We start from the raw sequence: 16,032 nt of genomic DNA on the forward strand, positions 1-16,032 counted from the left end.
TGGCCGCCGACGCCGCCCGCACCGTCGCCACCCGCGGTAGCTCCGGCCAGAGCCGTACCGCCGGTGCCCCCGGCGCCACCGGCGCCGCCCTTACCGCCGGCGCCGCCGTCACCGCCGGCCACTCCGGCGCCGGAGTTGACGCCGGCCACGCCGCCGCCGCCATCGACGCCGGCGCCACCAGCGCCGGCCGCACCACCGGCACCACCGTCGCTGGCGGCCCCACCGGCTCCGTTGGCGCCGTCGTGGCCGCCGGTTCCGGTTCCCGCGGCGCCGCCCTTACCGCCGGCACCGCCGTTACCGCCCTGGCCGCCGTCCCCGCCGTCACCGCCCGCGTAACCCGCGCCTTTGTTGGCGTCGGCCGTACCGTTTGCCCCGGCCGCGCCGGTACCACCGGCACCCGCCTGGCCTGCGTTGCCGCCCTTTCCGGCGGCTCCACCGTCACCGGCAGTCCCCGCCGCGCCGCCGTGGGTGCCGGCCGAACCGGCGGCACCACCCTTGCCGCCGTCGCCGCCGCCGCCGCCGGCTCCCGCGTTGCCGCCAGTGCTGCCCGATCCGCCGGTGCCACTGGTGACTGTTCCGTTGCCGCCATTGACACCGCTGCCGCCGTGGCCGCCGTCGCCGCCCTGGCCGCCAGCTCCACCAGTACCGCCGTGGGTGCCCACGCCGCCGGCTGCGCCGCCGGCGCCGCCGTCGCCGCCCTTGCCCCCGGCCACACCGTTGCTGCCGCTGGCCCCCGTGCCCACGCCGTTCTCACCGTTCTGGCCTGCCGCGCCGTTGCCGCCTGCGCCGCCGTCGCCACCGTCCACGCCGAGCCCGGCGGTGCCGTCCTTGCCGGCGCCCACACCGCTGCCGTTTGCACCGCCGTTGCCACCGGAACCGGCGACACCGGCGTTACCGCCGGCGCCGCCGCTGCCGCCGTCGAGGTGGGTGGCATCGCCGTTGGCGCCGCTGCCGCCGTCACCCGGGGTGCCGGCCGCGCCGCCATCCCCACCGGCGCCGCCCGCCCCACTTGCGGCCGTCGAACCCTTGCCCAGCACCGCACCGGCTTTGCCGCCGGCCCCGCCAGCGCCGCCGGTGCCGCCGTCACCACCATTACCGCCGGTCGTGCCGGACTGTCCGGCACCGAGGTCCGCGCCAGACCGGCCGTCCATACCGCTACCCCCGGCGCCGCCCGCGCCGCCGCGGCCACCGCTCCCACCGGCTCCGGCATTGCCGCTGATGGAGCCGCCATTACCGCCCGTGCCGCCGGCGCCGCCCGCGCCACCGGCCGTGCCGTTGCCGCCACTGTCGCCGGCTAGCAGGCCGTTGGTGCCGGCAGTGCCGGCCGCACCGTTGCCGCCCGCACCGCCGGTGCCGCCGTTGCCGTAGTTGCCGCCGTGGCCACCGTTTCCGCCGGTGCCGCCGCTGGCCCCAGCGATGTTGCCCAGCGAAGCGTCATAACCCGCGCCGCCGTTTCCGCCGTTGCCGCCCGCGCTTGTGATGGTCGCGCCGGTCTTGCCGTGGGCGCCCATGACCGAGCCCGAGCCGCCGCTGCCGCCGGTACCGCCGACGCCGTTGAAGTTGCCGCCGTTGCCGCCGTTGCCGCCGTGCGGGCTGCTCGCATTGCCCGCCGCGCCGTTACCGCCGTTGCCGGCCAACCCCCCGGTGCCGCCGTCGCCGCCCGCGCCGCCGCGCCCGACGATTCCGTTTTCGCCGAACAGCAGGCCACCCCGACCGGCCGCGCCACCGTTACCCCCGTTGCCGCCGGTCGCGCCCGCGCCGCCGTCGCCGCCGTCGCCGCCGTTGCCGCTCGGATAGGTGCCGTCCGCACCGTTGGTGCCCTGCAGGCCGGTACCGCCCCGGCCGCCGATGCCCCCGTTACCGCCGTTCCCACCGTCGCTGAACAGCAGACCGCCTCGGCCGCCGGCCCCACCGTTGCCGCCGTGACCGCCGGAGACGCCGGTGACCCCGGCGCCCCCGTTGCCACCGTTGCCGCCGACACCGCCGTTGCCGTACAACCAGCCGCCGGTCCCGCCAGCGCCGCCGTCACCACCGTTGAAGCCCGCCCCGCTGCTGCCGCCGCTACCGCCGGTGCCGCCCATACCCAGCAGGAACCCGGCGTTGCCGCCCAATCCGCCGCCGCCACCCTGGGTGGCGCCGGTCCCGCCGGTACCACCGGCCCCGCCGGTGCCGTACAGACCGCCGGTACCGCCGGCCCCACCTAGTCCACCGGTGCCGATGCTGCCGAGTCCGCCGGTGCCCCCGGCACCGCCGGAAGCCCCGGACAGCCACCCGGCGTCCCCGCCGAGGCCTCCGGTGCCACCGATGCCGCCGGCACCGCCCGCGCCGCCGGCCCCACCGGCGCCCGCGAGCAGGCCGCCGTGACCCCCGTGGCCACCGAATCCGCCCTGCCCGTCGATCGACGGGCCGGTGCCGCCGGCACCGCCGGCCCCACCTGAACTGAGCAGCCAGGCGTTTCCGCCGGCGCCCCCGGTCCCGGCGGTGCCGCTGGCGCTGGTGTTGGCTCCGCCGGCACCGCCCGCCGCGCCATCGCCGTACAACCACCCGCCGCTGCCACCCGTCGCACCCCAGCCGCCGTTTGCGCCGGCGCCACCCGCACCGCCGATGCCGCCGGCACCGATGAGCCACGCCCGGCCTCCGGCGCCGCCCGCGCCGCCGAATCCGAAGCTGTTCAGGTTCGCTCCGCCGACGCCGCCTGCGCCCCCGCTGCCGTATAACCAGCCGCCGCTGCCGCCGGCCCCGCCGGCGCCGCCATTGCCGGTTGTCGAGGCCCCACCGGCGCCGCCGACGCCGCCATTGCCGATCAGGCCGGCGTTACCGCCGGCGCCGCCGGCCTGCCCGGTCGCGCCCGCCGCTCCGGCGCCGCCGTTACCGATCAGCAAACCGCCTGCCCCGCCGGCCGCGCCCGGCGTTGCGCCGTTGGCGCCATCGCCGATCAGCGGGCGTCCGAGCAGTGCATAGGTAGGTGCGTTGATGGCGCCGAAGATGGCGTCCTCGAGTCCCTGCAGGGACAGCAGGTTCGACGCCTCGGCGGCGGCATACTGGCTGGACCCGGCTGTGAGCGATTGCAGGAACTCGGCTTGGAACGCGGCGGCCTGCGCACTGACAGCCTGGTATGCGTGGCCGTGGGTGCCGAACAGGGCCGCTATCGCGGTGGACACCTCGTCTTGAGCTGCGGCCAACAGGCTGGTGGTGCGGGCCGCCGCGGCCGCGTTGGCCGATTCGAGGGTCGAACCGATTCCGGCCAATTGTGACGCAGCTGCTGCGAGCGCGTCCGGTGCAGCGATCAAGTACGACATGGGGAATCCGTCCATTAACTCGGACACGACCCAAGAGCCGTGTGCCGATTCCCCCGGTCATGTTGTCTAGCGAAGCTAATACGAAGATAACCTAATTTGGCCGTCCGCAGACCCGTTTCCATCTAATAACTGAAAAAACATTCTAAAAGTTGCGGAACTGTGGCGAACGCCACATGTCGGCTTTGGGTCGCAGGTAGAACGGCCGGGGCGGGCCGGCCCCGGCACCCGCCGCTGTCTGCGTTCGCTAGGGGATCAGCCCGTCTCGGCCGGGGTTGCCGCCGGATCCGGGGGTTCCGGTGGAATTGCCCAGACCGCCCGTACCGCCGGGACCGCCAGATCCGCCGATACCGATGAAGGTGGAGTTGCCTCCGTTGCCGCCGCCTCCGCCCGAGCCGCCGACGTTGGCCGTGTTGGCCCCGCCGGCACCACCGGCCCCGCCGGCGCCACCGTTGCCGTAGATCAGGCCTGCATTGCCGTTCACACCGCCATGCCCGCCGGCCGCACCGGCGCCGAGCGGGTTCGTTCCGGCGCCGCCGGCACCACCGGCTCCGCCGTAACCGCCATTGCCGATCAACAGCGTGGTAGCGCCACTGCCGCCGTTACCGCCTACGCCGCCGAGGGCCAACGGCCCACCGCTGCCACCGATTCCGCCGTTGCCGCCACCCGCGCCGTTGCCGGCCAGGAAACCGCTCGCACCGGCGTTACCACCCTGGCCCCCCGCCCCTCCAGACAGGCTGGTGCCAGCGTGTCCGCCCTGGCCGCCGTCGCCGCCGAAACCGCCGGTGCCGAGCAGCCAGGCGTTGCCACCGCTGCCGCCGGCGCCGCCAGTGCCGGCGGGCGTCAACAACGTGCCGGACAGACCTGTGCCGCCGGCTCCGCCATGGCCACCGAAGCCGAACACCAGACCGGCGCTGCCGCCACCGCCGCCATTGAAGCCGTTCCCGTTGGCGACGCCGGCCACGCCACTGCTGCCGGCGCCGCCCTGACCGCCGTTACCGAACAGCCATGCCCTTCCGCCGCTGCCGCCGTCGCCAGCGAGTTCGACGCCGCCGTCGCCACCTGCGCCGCCGTTGCCGAACAACAGGCCGCCGTTGGCACCGTTGCGGCCGGTGCCGCCGTCGCCGCCCTGGCCGATCAGCAGGCCGGCCCGGCCGGCCGTGCCGCCGATGACGCCATTTCCGCCGTCACCGCCGTTGCCGAACAGCGTGGCGTTGCCACCGCCACCGCCGATACCGTCGCTGCCCGAAGCGCTGACACCCGCGGTCCCGCCGTCCCCGCCGCTGCCGAGCAGGAATCCGCCGTTGCCGCCGTTGGCCCCGTTGCCGCCGACGCCGCCGGCCGCGTTGGTGCTGTTGCCGCCGGCGCCGCCGTGGCCTCCCCGGCCGATCAGGCCGGCGTTACCGGCCGTGCCACCGTTGCCCGGCGCCCCGTTCAACAGGCTGGTGCTGCCGCCGTTTCCACCGGAACCGGCGTTGCCCAACAGGATTCCGCCGCCGGCACCGGACCCGCCTGCGCCGCCGACGCCGGTCTGGCTGCTGCCGCCGGCTCCGCCCGAACCGCCTTCGCCAAGCAACCAGGCGTGCCCGCCGGCGCCGCCTGCCCCGCCCGCGCCGCTGCCGCCCAGGTTGGCGCCGCCGCTTCCGCCGTGCCCGCCACTGCCGAGCAGTAATCCGCCGCTGGCACCCGATCCGCCCGCGCCGCCGTAACCGGCCAGGCTGCTGCCGCCGGTGGCGCCGTTACCGCCCCACCCGAGCAACCAGGCCGCCCCGCCGGCTCCACCGGCACCGGCGTCGGCGCCCACGCTGTTGCCGCCGGCCCCCCCATCGCCACCCAGGCCCACCAGGTAGGCATTGCCGCCGATACCGCCGCCACCGCCGACCCCGCTGCCTGCGGCATCACCGCCGGCACCGCCCGCCCCGGCGATGCCGAGGATCGCGTTGCCGCCGTCGCCGCCGGCGCCGGCTGCCCCCACCCCGGCCGCATTACCGCCCGCGCCGCCGAAACCGGCGTTGCCGAACAATCCCGCGTTGGCGCCGGCGCCGCCGGCCCCGCCGCTGCCGCTGAAGCTGGTGCTGCCACCCGCGCCACCGGACCCGCCATTGCCGAAGAGCAGCCCGGCGGAACCGCCTGATGCGCCGTCGCCGCCGTTGGCGAACATGCTTGAGCCGCCGGCTCCGCCGACGCCGCCGCTGCCCAGTAGATACGCCGAACCGCCGGCGCCACCGAGGCCACCGGCGCCGCTGCCGCCTAAGCCGCCTGCCCCGCCAGCTCCCCCGTTACCCCAGAGCCAGCCGCCGCTGCCACCGGCTCCGCCGGTTCCTCCGGCGCCGTTCGACGAGCCGCCGACACCCCCGGCGCCGCCACTACCGATCAGGCCGGCCGACCCTCCGGCACCGCCGGCCTGTCCCGGCGCGCCGGACCCACCGCGGCCGCCGTTACCCCATAGGTAGCCGCCGGGCTGGCCGGGACTCCCGGTGCCGTCAATACCGTTGGCGCCGTCACCGATCAGCGGGCGTCCGAACAGGGTTTCGGTCGGCGCGTTGATCAGGTCGACCAGCGACTGCAGCGGGGAGGCGTTCGCCGTCTCGGCGGCGGCGTAAGAGGCCGCGCCCGCCGACAGCGTCTGCAGGAACTGCTGGTGAAACGCCGCGGCCTGTGCGCTGATGGCCTGATAGGCCTCACCATGGCTGCCGAACACGGCCGCGATAGCGGCGGAGACCTCGTCTTGGGCGGCCACCAGCACGCGGGTGGTGTTGGCGGCGGCCGAGGCATTGGCCGATTCGATCGCCGAACCGATCCCGGCGAGATTTGAAGCCGCTGCGTGAAGCACGTCCGGTGCTGCGATGAGGTACGACATCGGGGAACCCGTCTACTCCTGTCACGACCCGAGAGCCGTCTTTAGTTCCCCCGGTCATGCGTTTTGGCTGAGCCGATACGAACGATAACCCAAATTCCGCGAGGACATACTGGATTACAGGCGACTTCGCAAAAAGCATCCAGATAGTTTTGTTTTGTGGTTCGCGTCACACTGTGGGTCCGGTTGCCCCCGGCGCATCCCCTGTCGGACCGCGCGCACCATGGTGGAGTGGATGCGCGGTGGGCGGGCGAGTGGGGCCGCAGCGGGCTGGCCTACCTGACCGGTCTGCCCGACGGGCCGCCCGACTTCTCGCGGGCGCACGTGCTGGAACGGGCCGACGGCCTGGCTCCGGACGCGGCCACGTTGCTCAGTGGTCGGGCCGCGCTGCTGGGTTTGACGCGCCGCGGCCGGATGTCGGCGGGCGGCGCGTCCCGATTACTGGCGGCACGCGATGGCTGGTGCGCGATCACCCTGTCCCGTCCGGACGACATCGCGGCGGTTCCCGCATTGTTGAGTTTGGCTGAAGTGGGGGACGACCCCTGGCCGGCAATGCAGCGCTGGGTGGCGACGTGTGCGGTCGCGGACGTCATCGGCCGCGCGGGATTGCTCGACATCCCCGCGGCCGCCCTGGGCGAAGCGGCCGCCGCGCCCCCGGATATCCGGCAGGTTGCGCCCCGGGTGTCCCCCCGCGGACCCCGCGGCCTGCTGGTGGCCGACCTGTCCTCGATGTGGGCCGGACCCCTGTGTGGGCAGCTGCTGGCCCGGGCCGGTGCCACCGTGATCAAAGTCGAGAGTCCCGCCCGCCCGGACGGCACCAGGGCCGGCCACCCCGGCTTCTTCGACTGGATCAACGGCGGGAAGCTGTCCTACTGCCTGGACTTCGACACACAGGCCGACGAGCTGCGAGCGCTGCTGGCGGTCGCCGACGTGGTGATCGAAGGATCGCGGCCCGAGGCGCTGGCCCGCCGGGCCCTTGGCCGGGATGACATCGCACCGCGGGACGGCCGGATCTGGGTGCGGATCACCGGGCACGGGTCACGCTCGCGGCGGCCCGCTTTCGGCGACGACGCGGCGGTGGCCGGGGGGCTGGTCGGAACGGCCGAGGGTCCCGTGTTCTGCGGGGACGCCATCGCGGACCCGTTGTCCGGGCTGGAGGCCCACCGGGCCGTCATCGATTCTCTGGGCCGGGGCGGTGGCGAGCTGATCGAGATCTCGATGGCGGCCGTCGCCGCGACTTACGCGAAGCTGCCGCTGCACTCGTCGACCACCGAGTTGCCCGCACCGCCGCCGCCGGCGCCATCAGTGCCGGCCACCGCGGCCGCCCTCGGCGCGGACAACGCCACAATCCGCCACCTTGTCAACGAAAATCGCTGTCTCCCATGCTGATCCACCGGGCCACCCTGCTGGACGGGACGGCTGCCGACATCCGCGTCGGCGCCCGGATCGAAGAGGTGGGTCAACGGCTGACCCCGCGGCGCGGCGAGGCGGTGCTGGACGCGGGCGGCGCGGCGGTGTTGCCCGGGCTGCACGACCACCACGTCCACTTGCGGTCGGCGGCCCAGGCGCTCGATTCGCTCTCCGTCGGTCCACCGACCGTCCGCACCAAAGACCAGCTCACCCATGCCCTTTCGCATGCCGTGCCAGGGCCGGACGGATGGATCCGCGCCGTCGGCTACCACGAATCGGTAGCCGGGGAGTTGAACCGGGCGACTCTGGACGCCGTGCTGGCGCACATTCCGGTGCGGGTCCAGCATCGCAGCGGCGCGCTGTGGGTGCTCAACTCCGCGGCACTTGGCCGGGTCGGGCTGCCCGGCCATCCCGACGGCCGGTTGCGTAGCGCCGACCCGTGGTCGGATGCGTTGCAGCGCCGGGAAAGTGACCTGGCTGAACTGAGCCGGCGGATCACCGCGACGGGCGTCACCGGGGTCACCGACGCCACCCCGGACCTCGACGCCAACGATCTGGTCTCGCTGATGATGGCGCATCGCAGCCGGGAGTTCCGTCCCGGCGTGCGGTTGCTCGCCCCGGGTAAGAAGATCCTGCACGACGATCGCCTGGATCTGGACGCCCTGACCGAATGGATACGCGATCGTCACCGCCTCGGCCAGCCCGTCGCCGTGCACTGCGTGACGGCGGCCCAGCTGGTGGTCACGATCGCGGCGCTGCAGGACACCGGCAGTCACCCACTGGACCGGATCGAGCACGCGGCCGTGGTGCCCGAAGACAATCTGGCGGACCTGGCCGAGCTGGGCGTCACCGTTGTCACCCAGCCGAATTTCGTTGCCGAACGCGGTGATCAGTACCTGGCCGATGTACCGGCCGGCGAGATCGACCAGCTCTGGCGGGTCGCCTCGCTGCGCCGGGCCGGGGTCTCGGTCGCGCTGTCCACCGACATGCCGTTCGGCCACGGCGATCCGTGGGCGGCGATGCGGGCCGCGGTGTCCCGGACCACGCCCAGCGGCGTTGTTCTCAACGGTGCCGAATGTGTCACGCCCACCGCGGCTTTGACGATGTTCCTCGGTTGGCCGGATCGCCCGGACCGGCCGCGCACCGTCGAGATCGGCGAGCCGGGGGACCTGTGCGTGCTGTCCGAACCGCCGGCGGTGGCGCTGGCCGAGCTGGATGCGGCCCTGGTGGCCGCCACCGTGATCAGGGGTGAGCTGGTCTACTTCGCGATGTGAGCGCTGATACGAGTGTCAGCCTGTCAGTGCCGTCCGCAGCACATCGCACTGCTGGCGGAAAAACTGTTGCGAAACAGGCACTTTCGGCAGCACCAGGTCGAAGCCGTGGAACGCGCCGGGCACCGTTTGCACCTCGCACGGCACCCCGGCCGCGCGCAGCCGCTCGGCGTAGGCGAGGTCCTCGTCATGGAACAGGTCATGGGTACCGACCCCGATCCAGGCCGGCGCCAGACCGCTGAGATCCTCGCGCCGCCCCGGCACCGCGGTCGACGGATCCGCATCGCCGAGATACGCCGTCCAGCCGAAATGGTTGGCCCGCGGGTCCCACAACCGGTGACGGGCATCGGCCGGCGCCGACGCGCTGCGGTCGTCGAGCATCGGGTACACCAGCAGCTGGAAGAACGGTGCGATCTCATCCCGGTCCCGGGCCAGCAGCGCCAGCGCCGCGGCAAGACCGCCCCCGGCGCTCGCGCCGCCGATGACGACCCGCGCGGGGTCGACCGCGGGCAGTCCGGCCAGCCAGACCAGCGCCGAATAGCAGTCTTCCAGCGGCGCGGGATACGGGTGCTCGGGCGCCAGCCGGTAGTCCACCGACGCGACGGTGATGCCCAGCGCCCGGCAGTACCGCAGACACAGCTGGTCGTCCTGCTTGGCGCTGCCGATCACGTAGCCGCCGCCGTGAATCCACAGCAGGGCCGGACCCGGTTCGGTGACGCCGGTGGGGCGGTAGAGGCGCACGCCCACGCCCGACCCGAGGGTCAGCACCTCTACCCCGCGCGGCGTGCGCCCGTTGTTCAGCGGCATCAACGCCCGCATCAACCGCAGTGTCCGCGGGCTCACCAGTCGCCGCGGTGCGATGCGCGCCAGCCGGCGCAGATCGGGATGGACTTCGTCGTTCGCAGTGGCGGCCATCGAATCAGTATCTACGGAGATCAATCCGTTCTTGCCTCGGCTCCGAATGTTCAGCGGTAAGTGTTGGGTTGGGCCTAGCACGCCGAGTAGTCGCCGGCGTGCTCGAGCACGAAGGGCGTGGAATGCTGGGGCATCTGTACGAACGCGCACTTGGCGGCGAAAGATGTTGGATCAGGCATGACGACGGCGAGTTGTGGCCGCTGCCTGCCGAGCGGTGGTTGGGCCGACGTGAGGCGGGCGCCGCAAACGAGACGAACCACGCGTTCGACGAGGCGGTGGCGCGGCTGTGCAGCGGTCCGACCATCGAATTGGGTTGCGGTCCAGCGCGATTGGTGGCCCAGCTGGTGCGCAGAGGAATACCCGCGTTGGGCGTGGACCGCTCCGCGGCGGCGATTCGGCTCGCCGGCCGCGGCGGTGCTCCGGCCCTGTGGGCTGACGTGTTCGAACCGCTGCCCGGCACCGGTCATTGGCAGACGGTGTTGCTGGTCGACGGCAACGTCGGACTCGGCGGCGATCCGCTTCGTATTCTGCTCCGGGCCGCCGAACTCTTGCGCCGCGGCGGACGATGCGTCGTCGAATTCGACGCTCGGGCCATCGGCGTCCAGGGTCGTCGGGTCCGGCTCGAGTCCGGAGGTGAGGTGGGGCCGTGGTTCCGCTGGGCCGCGGTCGGCGTCGACAGTGCCGCGACGCTTGCCGCGCAGGCCGGTCTCACCCCCACTGGAGTCCGGTGGATCGGTGACCGAGTCGTGGTGACTCTGGCCGTCAGCTGAGGAAGGTGAAGATGAGAGTCCCGGCCCCGCTCGCCCTGTTCACCAGCCCACTGCGCGGTCCGTGGCTGACATCGGTGTTCGGCCTGGTGTTGCTGGTGAGCCTGCCCGTCGTCATCATCACCGGCCTGCTGTCCTACATCGCCTACTCGCCGCAACTCGGTCAGGCCATACCGGCCGACGTCGGGTGGTTGCGGCTGCCGCTGTTCACCTGGCCCACCTCGCCGTCGTGGCTGTACCGGCTGACGCAGGGATTGCACGTGGGGCTGGGGCTGGTGATCATCCCGGTGGTGCTGGCCAAGCTGTGGTCGGTGATCCCGAAACTGTTCGAGTGGCCACCGGCGCGCTCGATCGCCCAACTGCTGGAACGGGTTTCGCTGCTGATGCTCGTCGGCGGGGTGCTCTTCGAGATCGTCACCGGCGTGCTCAACATCCAGTACGACTACATCTTCGGGTTCAGCTTCTACGACGCGCATTACTTCGGTGCCTGGGTCTTCATCGCCGGCTTCCTGACGCACATCAGCCTGAAAATCCCCCGCATGGTCACCGGGCTGCGAGCGATGTCGATGCGGAAAGTGTTGCGCACCAAAGTATCCGAAACGCGACCCGAGCCGCCCGATGACAGCGGACTGGTGTCCGTCGACCCGGCGCCGCCGACCGTGAGCCGGCGCGGCGCACTGGGCCTGGTCGGTTCCGGCGTGCTGCTGCTGGCCGTGCTGACGGCCGGGCAGACCCTCGGCGGCCCGGCGCGCAGCCTGGCCCTGTTGCTACCGCGGGGCCGGCCCGGGCCGGGCAACCACGATTTTCCGGTCAACCGGACGGCTGCCGTCGCCGGCATCACGCCCGACCGGGTGGGTTCTAGCTGGCGTTTGACGTTGCGTGGCGGCGCCGCGCCGGTGGTGCTGGACCGCGCCGCGCTGGCCGCCTTGCCGCAGCACACCGCGCGGCTGCCGATCGCGTGCGTGGAAGGCTGGTCGACGGTACAGACGTGGAGCGGGGTACGGCTGGCCGACCTGGCCCGGCTGGCCGGAGTGCCGTCCCCGGCGTCGGCGCACGTGCGGTCGCTGGAGCGGGGCGGCGCCTTCGGGCAAGCCAAGCTGCAGGCCAATCAGGTTCTCGATCCGGATGCGTTGCTCGCGCTGCGGGTCAACGACGCCGACCTGTCGCCGGACCACGGCTATCCGGCCCGGATCATCGTCCCGGCGCTACCCGGCGTGCACAACACCAAATGGGTCGCATCCATCGACTTTGTGGCGGGCTGAAATGCGAGGCGTGACAAGGGTTTTCACCAAGTACTACGGCTCATACCCGCTACATTTGCTCACCCTGGTGGCCGGGTTTGCGCTGGCGGGTTACGTGCTGTTGACCATCACGCCCGCCGCGTTGTGGAATCCGCACACCTGGTGGCAGTCCATCATCGTGTGGTTCGCCGCGGCCGTGATCGGCCACGACCTGCTGCTCTACCCGATCTATGCGCTGGCCGACGCCGTGATCGGCCGAAGCGTGCCCCGGCAGCCCGCAAACATACCGGCACACAACTACATACGGATCCCGGCGCTGGGAGCGGGGCTGACGCTGCTGGTCTTCCTGCCGGGCATCATCGAGCAGGGCGCGGCGACGTACCGGGCGGCGACCGGCCAAACCCAGCAATTGTTTCTGGGACGCTGGCTGATATTGGTCGCGGCCATGTTCACCGCCAGTGCGATCTGGTACGTCGCCCGCGTGTTCCGGGCGGGTCGTCGGCCCGAGCTGCTAACCGAGAAATCCTTGGCAGCCAGCCTCGAAGCAGTCGGCAGCAAACCCTCCGACGCGGCTCTCACCGATACCGGAGCAGAACCGCAAGATTAAGGGTGTTATTACCTGCTGGTAGGGGTACGCTCCCCTCCATGTCGGCGACTGGACAGTCCCATTCCTGCGTCAAGCGACTGCTTCGCGCCCGTCCCTCTGATTACCTGCTGGCAATGAGCAAGGCGGGAGCGTCGCTGCCAGTGGTGGGCAAAAGCCTCGAGCCGCTGGGCACCGTCGCCGCGATGAGCGTGTGGGGCATGCGGTTCGCACCGGAACTGATGTCCGCGTCGGCGAGGAGCTGGTTCACCCCCGGCAACGGCGAGATGCGCCGCCGCGACCGCGAGAGCACCAACGACGTGTCCATCGCGGCCCTGCGGGGCATGGTCTCGGCCGCCGAACTCGACGAGCAGTGGCCCGCCGCCGAACGCACGCCGCCGTTCTGGGAAGCGCTGCGCCAGCAGAAGTACCTGTACCGCCGCAACGTCCACTACGGCGACCACCCGGTCCAGACCCTGGACGTGTGGCGTCGCCCGGACCTGCCCGCCGAACCGGCGCCGGTGATGGTCTTCGTGCCGGGCGGCGCCTGGGTGCACGGCAGCCGCAAGATGCAGGGCTCGGCGCTGATGTCGCGGCTGGCCGAACAGGGTTGGGTATGCCTGGCGATCGACTACCGGGTCTCGCCGCACAACCGCTGGCCACGGCACATCACCGACGTCAAGACTGCCATCGCGTGGGCGCGGGCCAACGTCGACAAATTCGGCGGCGACCGCGACTTCGTCACCGTGGCGGGTTGTTCGGCCGGCGGGCACCTGGCCGCACTGGCCGGTCTGACCGCCAACGACCCGCAGTTTCAGGCCAAGCTGCCCGACGGCGCCGACAGCTCGGTCGACGCGGTTGTCGGGATCTACGGTCGCTACGACTTCGAGGACCGCTCCACCCCCGAACGCGTCCGTTTCGTCCAGTTTCTGGAGAAGGTCGTCATCCAGCGCTCCTTCGCCCGGCACCCTGAGATCTTCCGGGACGCGTCGCCGATCGCCCGGGTGCACCGGAATGCGCCGCCGTTCCTGGTGATTCACGGCAGCAGAGACAGCGTGATCCCGGTCGCCCAGGCGCGCAGTTTCGTCGAGCGGTTGCGTGCGGTGTCGACCTCGGCGGTCAATTACGTGGAGCTGCCGGGCGCCGGGCACGGCTTCGACATGCTCGACGGCCCCCGCGCGGGTGCGATGGCCCACGCCACGGGCCTGTTCCTCAACCAGGTGCATCGCACCCGAAATCAGTTCGCCAAAGAGGTCATCTGACGGTCGGCCGATTGTAAGGTCGCGCGTATGGGTAGGGGACTGCGGTGAAGCGGCTCAGCGGCTGGGACGCGGTGCTGTTGTACAGCGAAACGCCGAACGTGCACATGCACACCATCAAAGTGGCCATCATCGAGCTCGATCCGGAGCGGCGTGGCTTCACCATCGACGCGTTCCGCCAAGTGATCGCCGGCCGGATGGACAAGCTTGTCCCGCTCGGCTATCAGCTGATCGACGTCCCGTTCAAGTTTCACCACCCGATGTGGCGGGAGAACTGCGAGGTCGACTTCGAGTACCACATCCGGCCCTGGCAGCTGGACCCGCCGGGCGGGCGTCGCGAACTCGACGAGGCGATCGGCAGGATCGCCAGCACCCCGTTGGACCGGGCGCACCCGCTGTGGGAGATGTATTTCGTCGAGGGCCTGGCCAACGACCGGATCGCGGTCGTGCTCAAGATCCACCACGCGCTGGCCGACGGGGTGGCGTCGGCGAACCTGATGGCGCACGGCATGGATTTGATGCCGACCCCGCAGAGCGGCTCGTACCACAGCGACCCCGCGCCCACCAAGCGTGAGCTGGTCAGCGCGGCGTTCGCGGACCACATGCGCCACATCGGCCGGATACCGGCGACGCTCCGCTACACCGCTCAGGGCGTGGGCCGGGTGCGGCGCAGCTCGCGCAAGCTGTCCCCCGAGCTGACCATGCCGTTCACGCCGCCGCCGACCTTCATGAATCACATGCTCACCCCGGAGCGCCGGTTCGCCACGGCCACGCTGGCGCTCGCCGACGTGAAGGCGACGGGCAAGAAGCTGGGCGCCACCATCAACGACATGGTGCTGGCGATGTCCTCCGGCGCGCTGCGGACCCTGCTGTTGCGGTACGACGGCAAGGCCGTTCCGCTGCTGGCGTCGGTTCCGGTGAGTTTCAACTTCGACCCGGAGCGGATCTCGGGCAACTACTTCAGCGGCATGATGGTGGCGATTCCGGCCGATCTCGAGGATCCGCTGGAGCGGGTGCAGGCCGCGCACGACAACGCGGCCTGGGCCAAGGAGAGCCATCAACTGCTGGGGCCCGAGCTGATCAGCCGCTGGGCCGCGTACTGGCCGCCGTCCGGGACCGAGGCGCTGTTCCGTTACCTGGCCAGCCGGGACGGGCAGAACAAGGTGTTGAACCTGAACATCTCGAACGTGCCGGGGCCGCGGGAACGCGGCCGGGTGGGCGGCGCCCTGGTCACCGAGATTTATTCGGTCGGCCCGCTGACCGCGGGCAGCGGCCTGAACATCACCGTCTGGAGCTATGTCGATCAGCTCAACATCTCGGTGCTCAGCGACGGTGCCACCGTCAAAGACCCGCACGAGGTGACCGAGGCGATGGTCGCCGACTTCTTGCAGATACGAAGGGCCGCAGGCATTTCCGAAGACCTGACGGTCATCGCGGACGCCATGGCACCGGCTTGAGGGGCCGTTACACTGACCGGCCGGTTCGTCACGCGGGCCGACCGCTACCATCTGCACTGTGAGCGACGAAGCTAACAACGAACCCGAGGTCCTCGTCGAGCAGCGCGACCGGATCTTGATCATCACCATCAACCGCCCCAAGGCAAAGAACGCGGTCAACGCCGCGGTCAGCCGCGGCCTGGCCGACGCCATGGATCGGCTCGACGGCGACGCCGGCCTCTCGGTGGCTGTCCTGACCGGCGCCGGCGGCTCGTTCTGCGCGGGCATGGACCTCAAGGCGTTCGCCCGCGGCGAGAACGTCGTCGTAGAGGGCCGCGGCATGGGCTTCACCGAACGCCCGCCCGCCAAACCGCTGATCGCCGCGGTCGAGGGTTACGCGCTGGCCGGCGGTACCGAGTTGGCGCTCGCTACGGATTTGATTGTGGCGGCGCGGGATTCGGCCTTCGGGATACCCGAGGTCAAGCGCGGACTGGTGGCCGGCGGCGGCGGATTGCTGCGGCTGCCCGAGCGCATTCCGTACGCCATCGCCATGGAGCTGGCCCTGACCGGTGACCAGATTTCCGCCGAGCGAGCGCACGAGCTGGGCCTGGTCAACATCCTGGCCGAGCCGGGCGGTGCGCTGGACGCGGCGATCGCGCTCGCCGAGAAGATCACCGCCAACGGACCGCTGGCGGTGGCCGCCACCAAGCGGATCATCACCGAATCCCGCGGCTGGACACTGGAAAACCGGTTCGCCAAGCAGATCGAGATCCTGGCGCCGATCTTCATGTCCAACGACGCCAAGGAAGGCGCGATCGCGTTCGCCGAGAAGCGCCCCCCGCGCTGGACCGGCACCTGATTGGCGGGGGCCCCCCCCCCCCCCCCCCCCCCCCCCCCCCCCGGGGGGGGGGGGGGGGGGGGGGGGGGGGGCCGGGGGGGGGGGGGGGGCCGCGGGGGCGCCCCCCCCCCCCCCCGCGCGAGGGGGCGAGGCGGGGAC

11 protein-coding genes are annotated in these 16,032 nt (G+C 71.9%); 8 read left to right on the forward strand and 3 right to left on the reverse strand.

Annotated features, from left to right (window positions below):
* Both A9X01_RS13015 and A9X01_RS29875 read right to left on the reverse strand, forming a co-directional pair.
* A partial coding sequence (locus A9X01_RS13015) for a PE family protein (protein WP_155772071.1) occupies nt 1-3,299 on the reverse strand: 3,299 nt, incomplete at its 3' end.
* 244 nt (nt 3,300-3,543) lie between these two features.
* On the reverse strand, nt 3,544-6,156 hold the full coding sequence (locus A9X01_RS29875) for a PE family protein (protein ID WP_065121174.1): 2,613 nt from the start codon (nt 6,154-6,156) through the stop codon (nt 3,544-3,546).
* 201 nt (nt 6,157-6,357) lie between these two features.
* On the opposite strand from A9X01_RS29875, the gene A9X01_RS13025 reads away from it, so the two are divergent.
* Both A9X01_RS13025 and A9X01_RS13030 read left to right on the forward strand, forming a co-directional pair.
* A complete protein-coding gene (locus A9X01_RS13025) occupies nt 6,358-7,542 on the forward strand; it encodes a CoA transferase (RefSeq protein ID WP_065121183.1) in 1,185 nt (394 codons plus the stop codon).
* A complete protein-coding gene (locus tag A9X01_RS13030) occupies nt 7,536-8,837 on the forward strand; it encodes an amidohydrolase family protein (protein ID WP_065121175.1) in 1,302 nt (433 codons plus the stop codon). The genes A9X01_RS13025 and A9X01_RS13030 overlap by 7 nt, the downstream gene beginning before the upstream one ends.
* Before the next feature lie 15 nt (nt 8,838-8,852).
* Here the strand turns inward: A9X01_RS13030 and A9X01_RS13035 are convergent, their stop codons facing one another.
* Nucleotides 8,853-9,749: an alpha/beta hydrolase gene (locus A9X01_RS13035; RefSeq protein ID WP_065121176.1), complete on the reverse strand. Its 897-nt coding sequence runs from the start codon at nt 9,747-9,749 to the stop codon at nt 8,853-8,855.
* Nucleotides 9,750-9,871: 122 nt separating this feature from the next.
* Between A9X01_RS13035 and A9X01_RS13040 the strand changes: the two genes are divergently transcribed.
* Genes A9X01_RS13040 through A9X01_RS13065 form a run of 6 tightly spaced genes read left to right on the forward strand, consistent with a single transcriptional unit; the run spans nt 9,872 to nt 15,894 of the window.
* Nucleotides 9,872-10,519, forward strand: coding sequence for a class I SAM-dependent methyltransferase (locus A9X01_RS13040; protein WP_065121177.1), 648 nt, complete (start codon nt 9,872-9,874; stop codon nt 10,517-10,519).
* 11 nt (nt 10,520-10,530) lie between these two features.
* Entirely contained in the window at nt 10,531-11,778 is a 1,248-nt protein-coding gene (locus A9X01_RS13045; RefSeq protein ID WP_065121178.1) for a molybdopterin-dependent oxidoreductase, read from the forward strand.
* Between the two features lies 1 nt (nt 11,779).
* The gene (locus A9X01_RS13050) at nt 11,780-12,364 is read left to right on the forward strand and encodes a hypothetical protein (RefSeq protein WP_065121179.1); all 585 of its coding nucleotides are present in this window, start codon (nt 11,780-11,782) and stop codon (nt 12,362-12,364) included.
* Between the two features lie 38 nt (nt 12,365-12,402).
* Complete coding sequence (locus A9X01_RS13055; RefSeq protein ID WP_065121180.1) at nt 12,403-13,602, forward strand: alpha/beta hydrolase; 1,200 nt, start codon at nt 12,403-12,405, stop codon at nt 13,600-13,602.
* Nucleotides 13,603-13,646: 44 nt separating this feature from the next.
* The gene (locus tag A9X01_RS13060) at nt 13,647-15,056 is read left to right on the forward strand and encodes a WS/DGAT/MGAT family O-acyltransferase (RefSeq protein WP_065121181.1); all 1,410 of its coding nucleotides are present in this window, start codon (nt 13,647-13,649) and stop codon (nt 15,054-15,056) included.
* A 58-nt stretch (nt 15,057-15,114) separates the two neighbouring features.
* Entirely contained in the window at nt 15,115-15,894 is a 780-nt protein-coding gene (locus A9X01_RS13065; protein ID WP_065121182.1) for a crotonase/enoyl-CoA hydratase family protein, read from the forward strand.
* Nucleotides 15,895-16,032 lie beyond the last annotated feature (138 nt).

The sequence above is a fragment of the Mycobacterium asiaticum genome (genome assembly GCF_001668675.1).
Classification (GTDB): Bacteria; Actinomycetota; Actinomycetes; order Mycobacteriales; family Mycobacteriaceae; genus Mycobacterium; species Mycobacterium asiaticum_D.

Coding starts and splice junctions, on each gene's coding strand:
- A9X01_RS29875 (WP_065121174.1), bottom strand. CDS start 6,156: ATGTCGTACCTCATCGCAGCACCGGACGTGCTTCACGCAGCGGCTTCA.
- A9X01_RS13030 (WP_065121175.1), top strand. CDS start 7,536: ATGCTGATCCACCGGGCCACCCTGCTGGACGGGACGGCTGCCGACATC.
- A9X01_RS13035 (WP_065121176.1), bottom strand. CDS start 9,749: ATGGCCGCCACTGCGAACGACGAAGTCCATCCCGATCTGCGCCGGCTG.
- A9X01_RS13040 (WP_065121177.1), top strand. CDS start 9,872: ATGCTGGGGCATCTGTACGAACGCGCACTTGGCGGCGAAAGATGTTGG.
- A9X01_RS13045 (WP_065121178.1), top strand. CDS start 10,531: ATGAGAGTCCCGGCCCCGCTCGCCCTGTTCACCAGCCCACTGCGCGGT.
- A9X01_RS13050 (WP_065121179.1), top strand. CDS start 11,780: ATGCGAGGCGTGACAAGGGTTTTCACCAAGTACTACGGCTCATACCCG.
- A9X01_RS13055 (WP_065121180.1), top strand. CDS start 12,403: ATGTCGGCGACTGGACAGTCCCATTCCTGCGTCAAGCGACTGCTTCGC.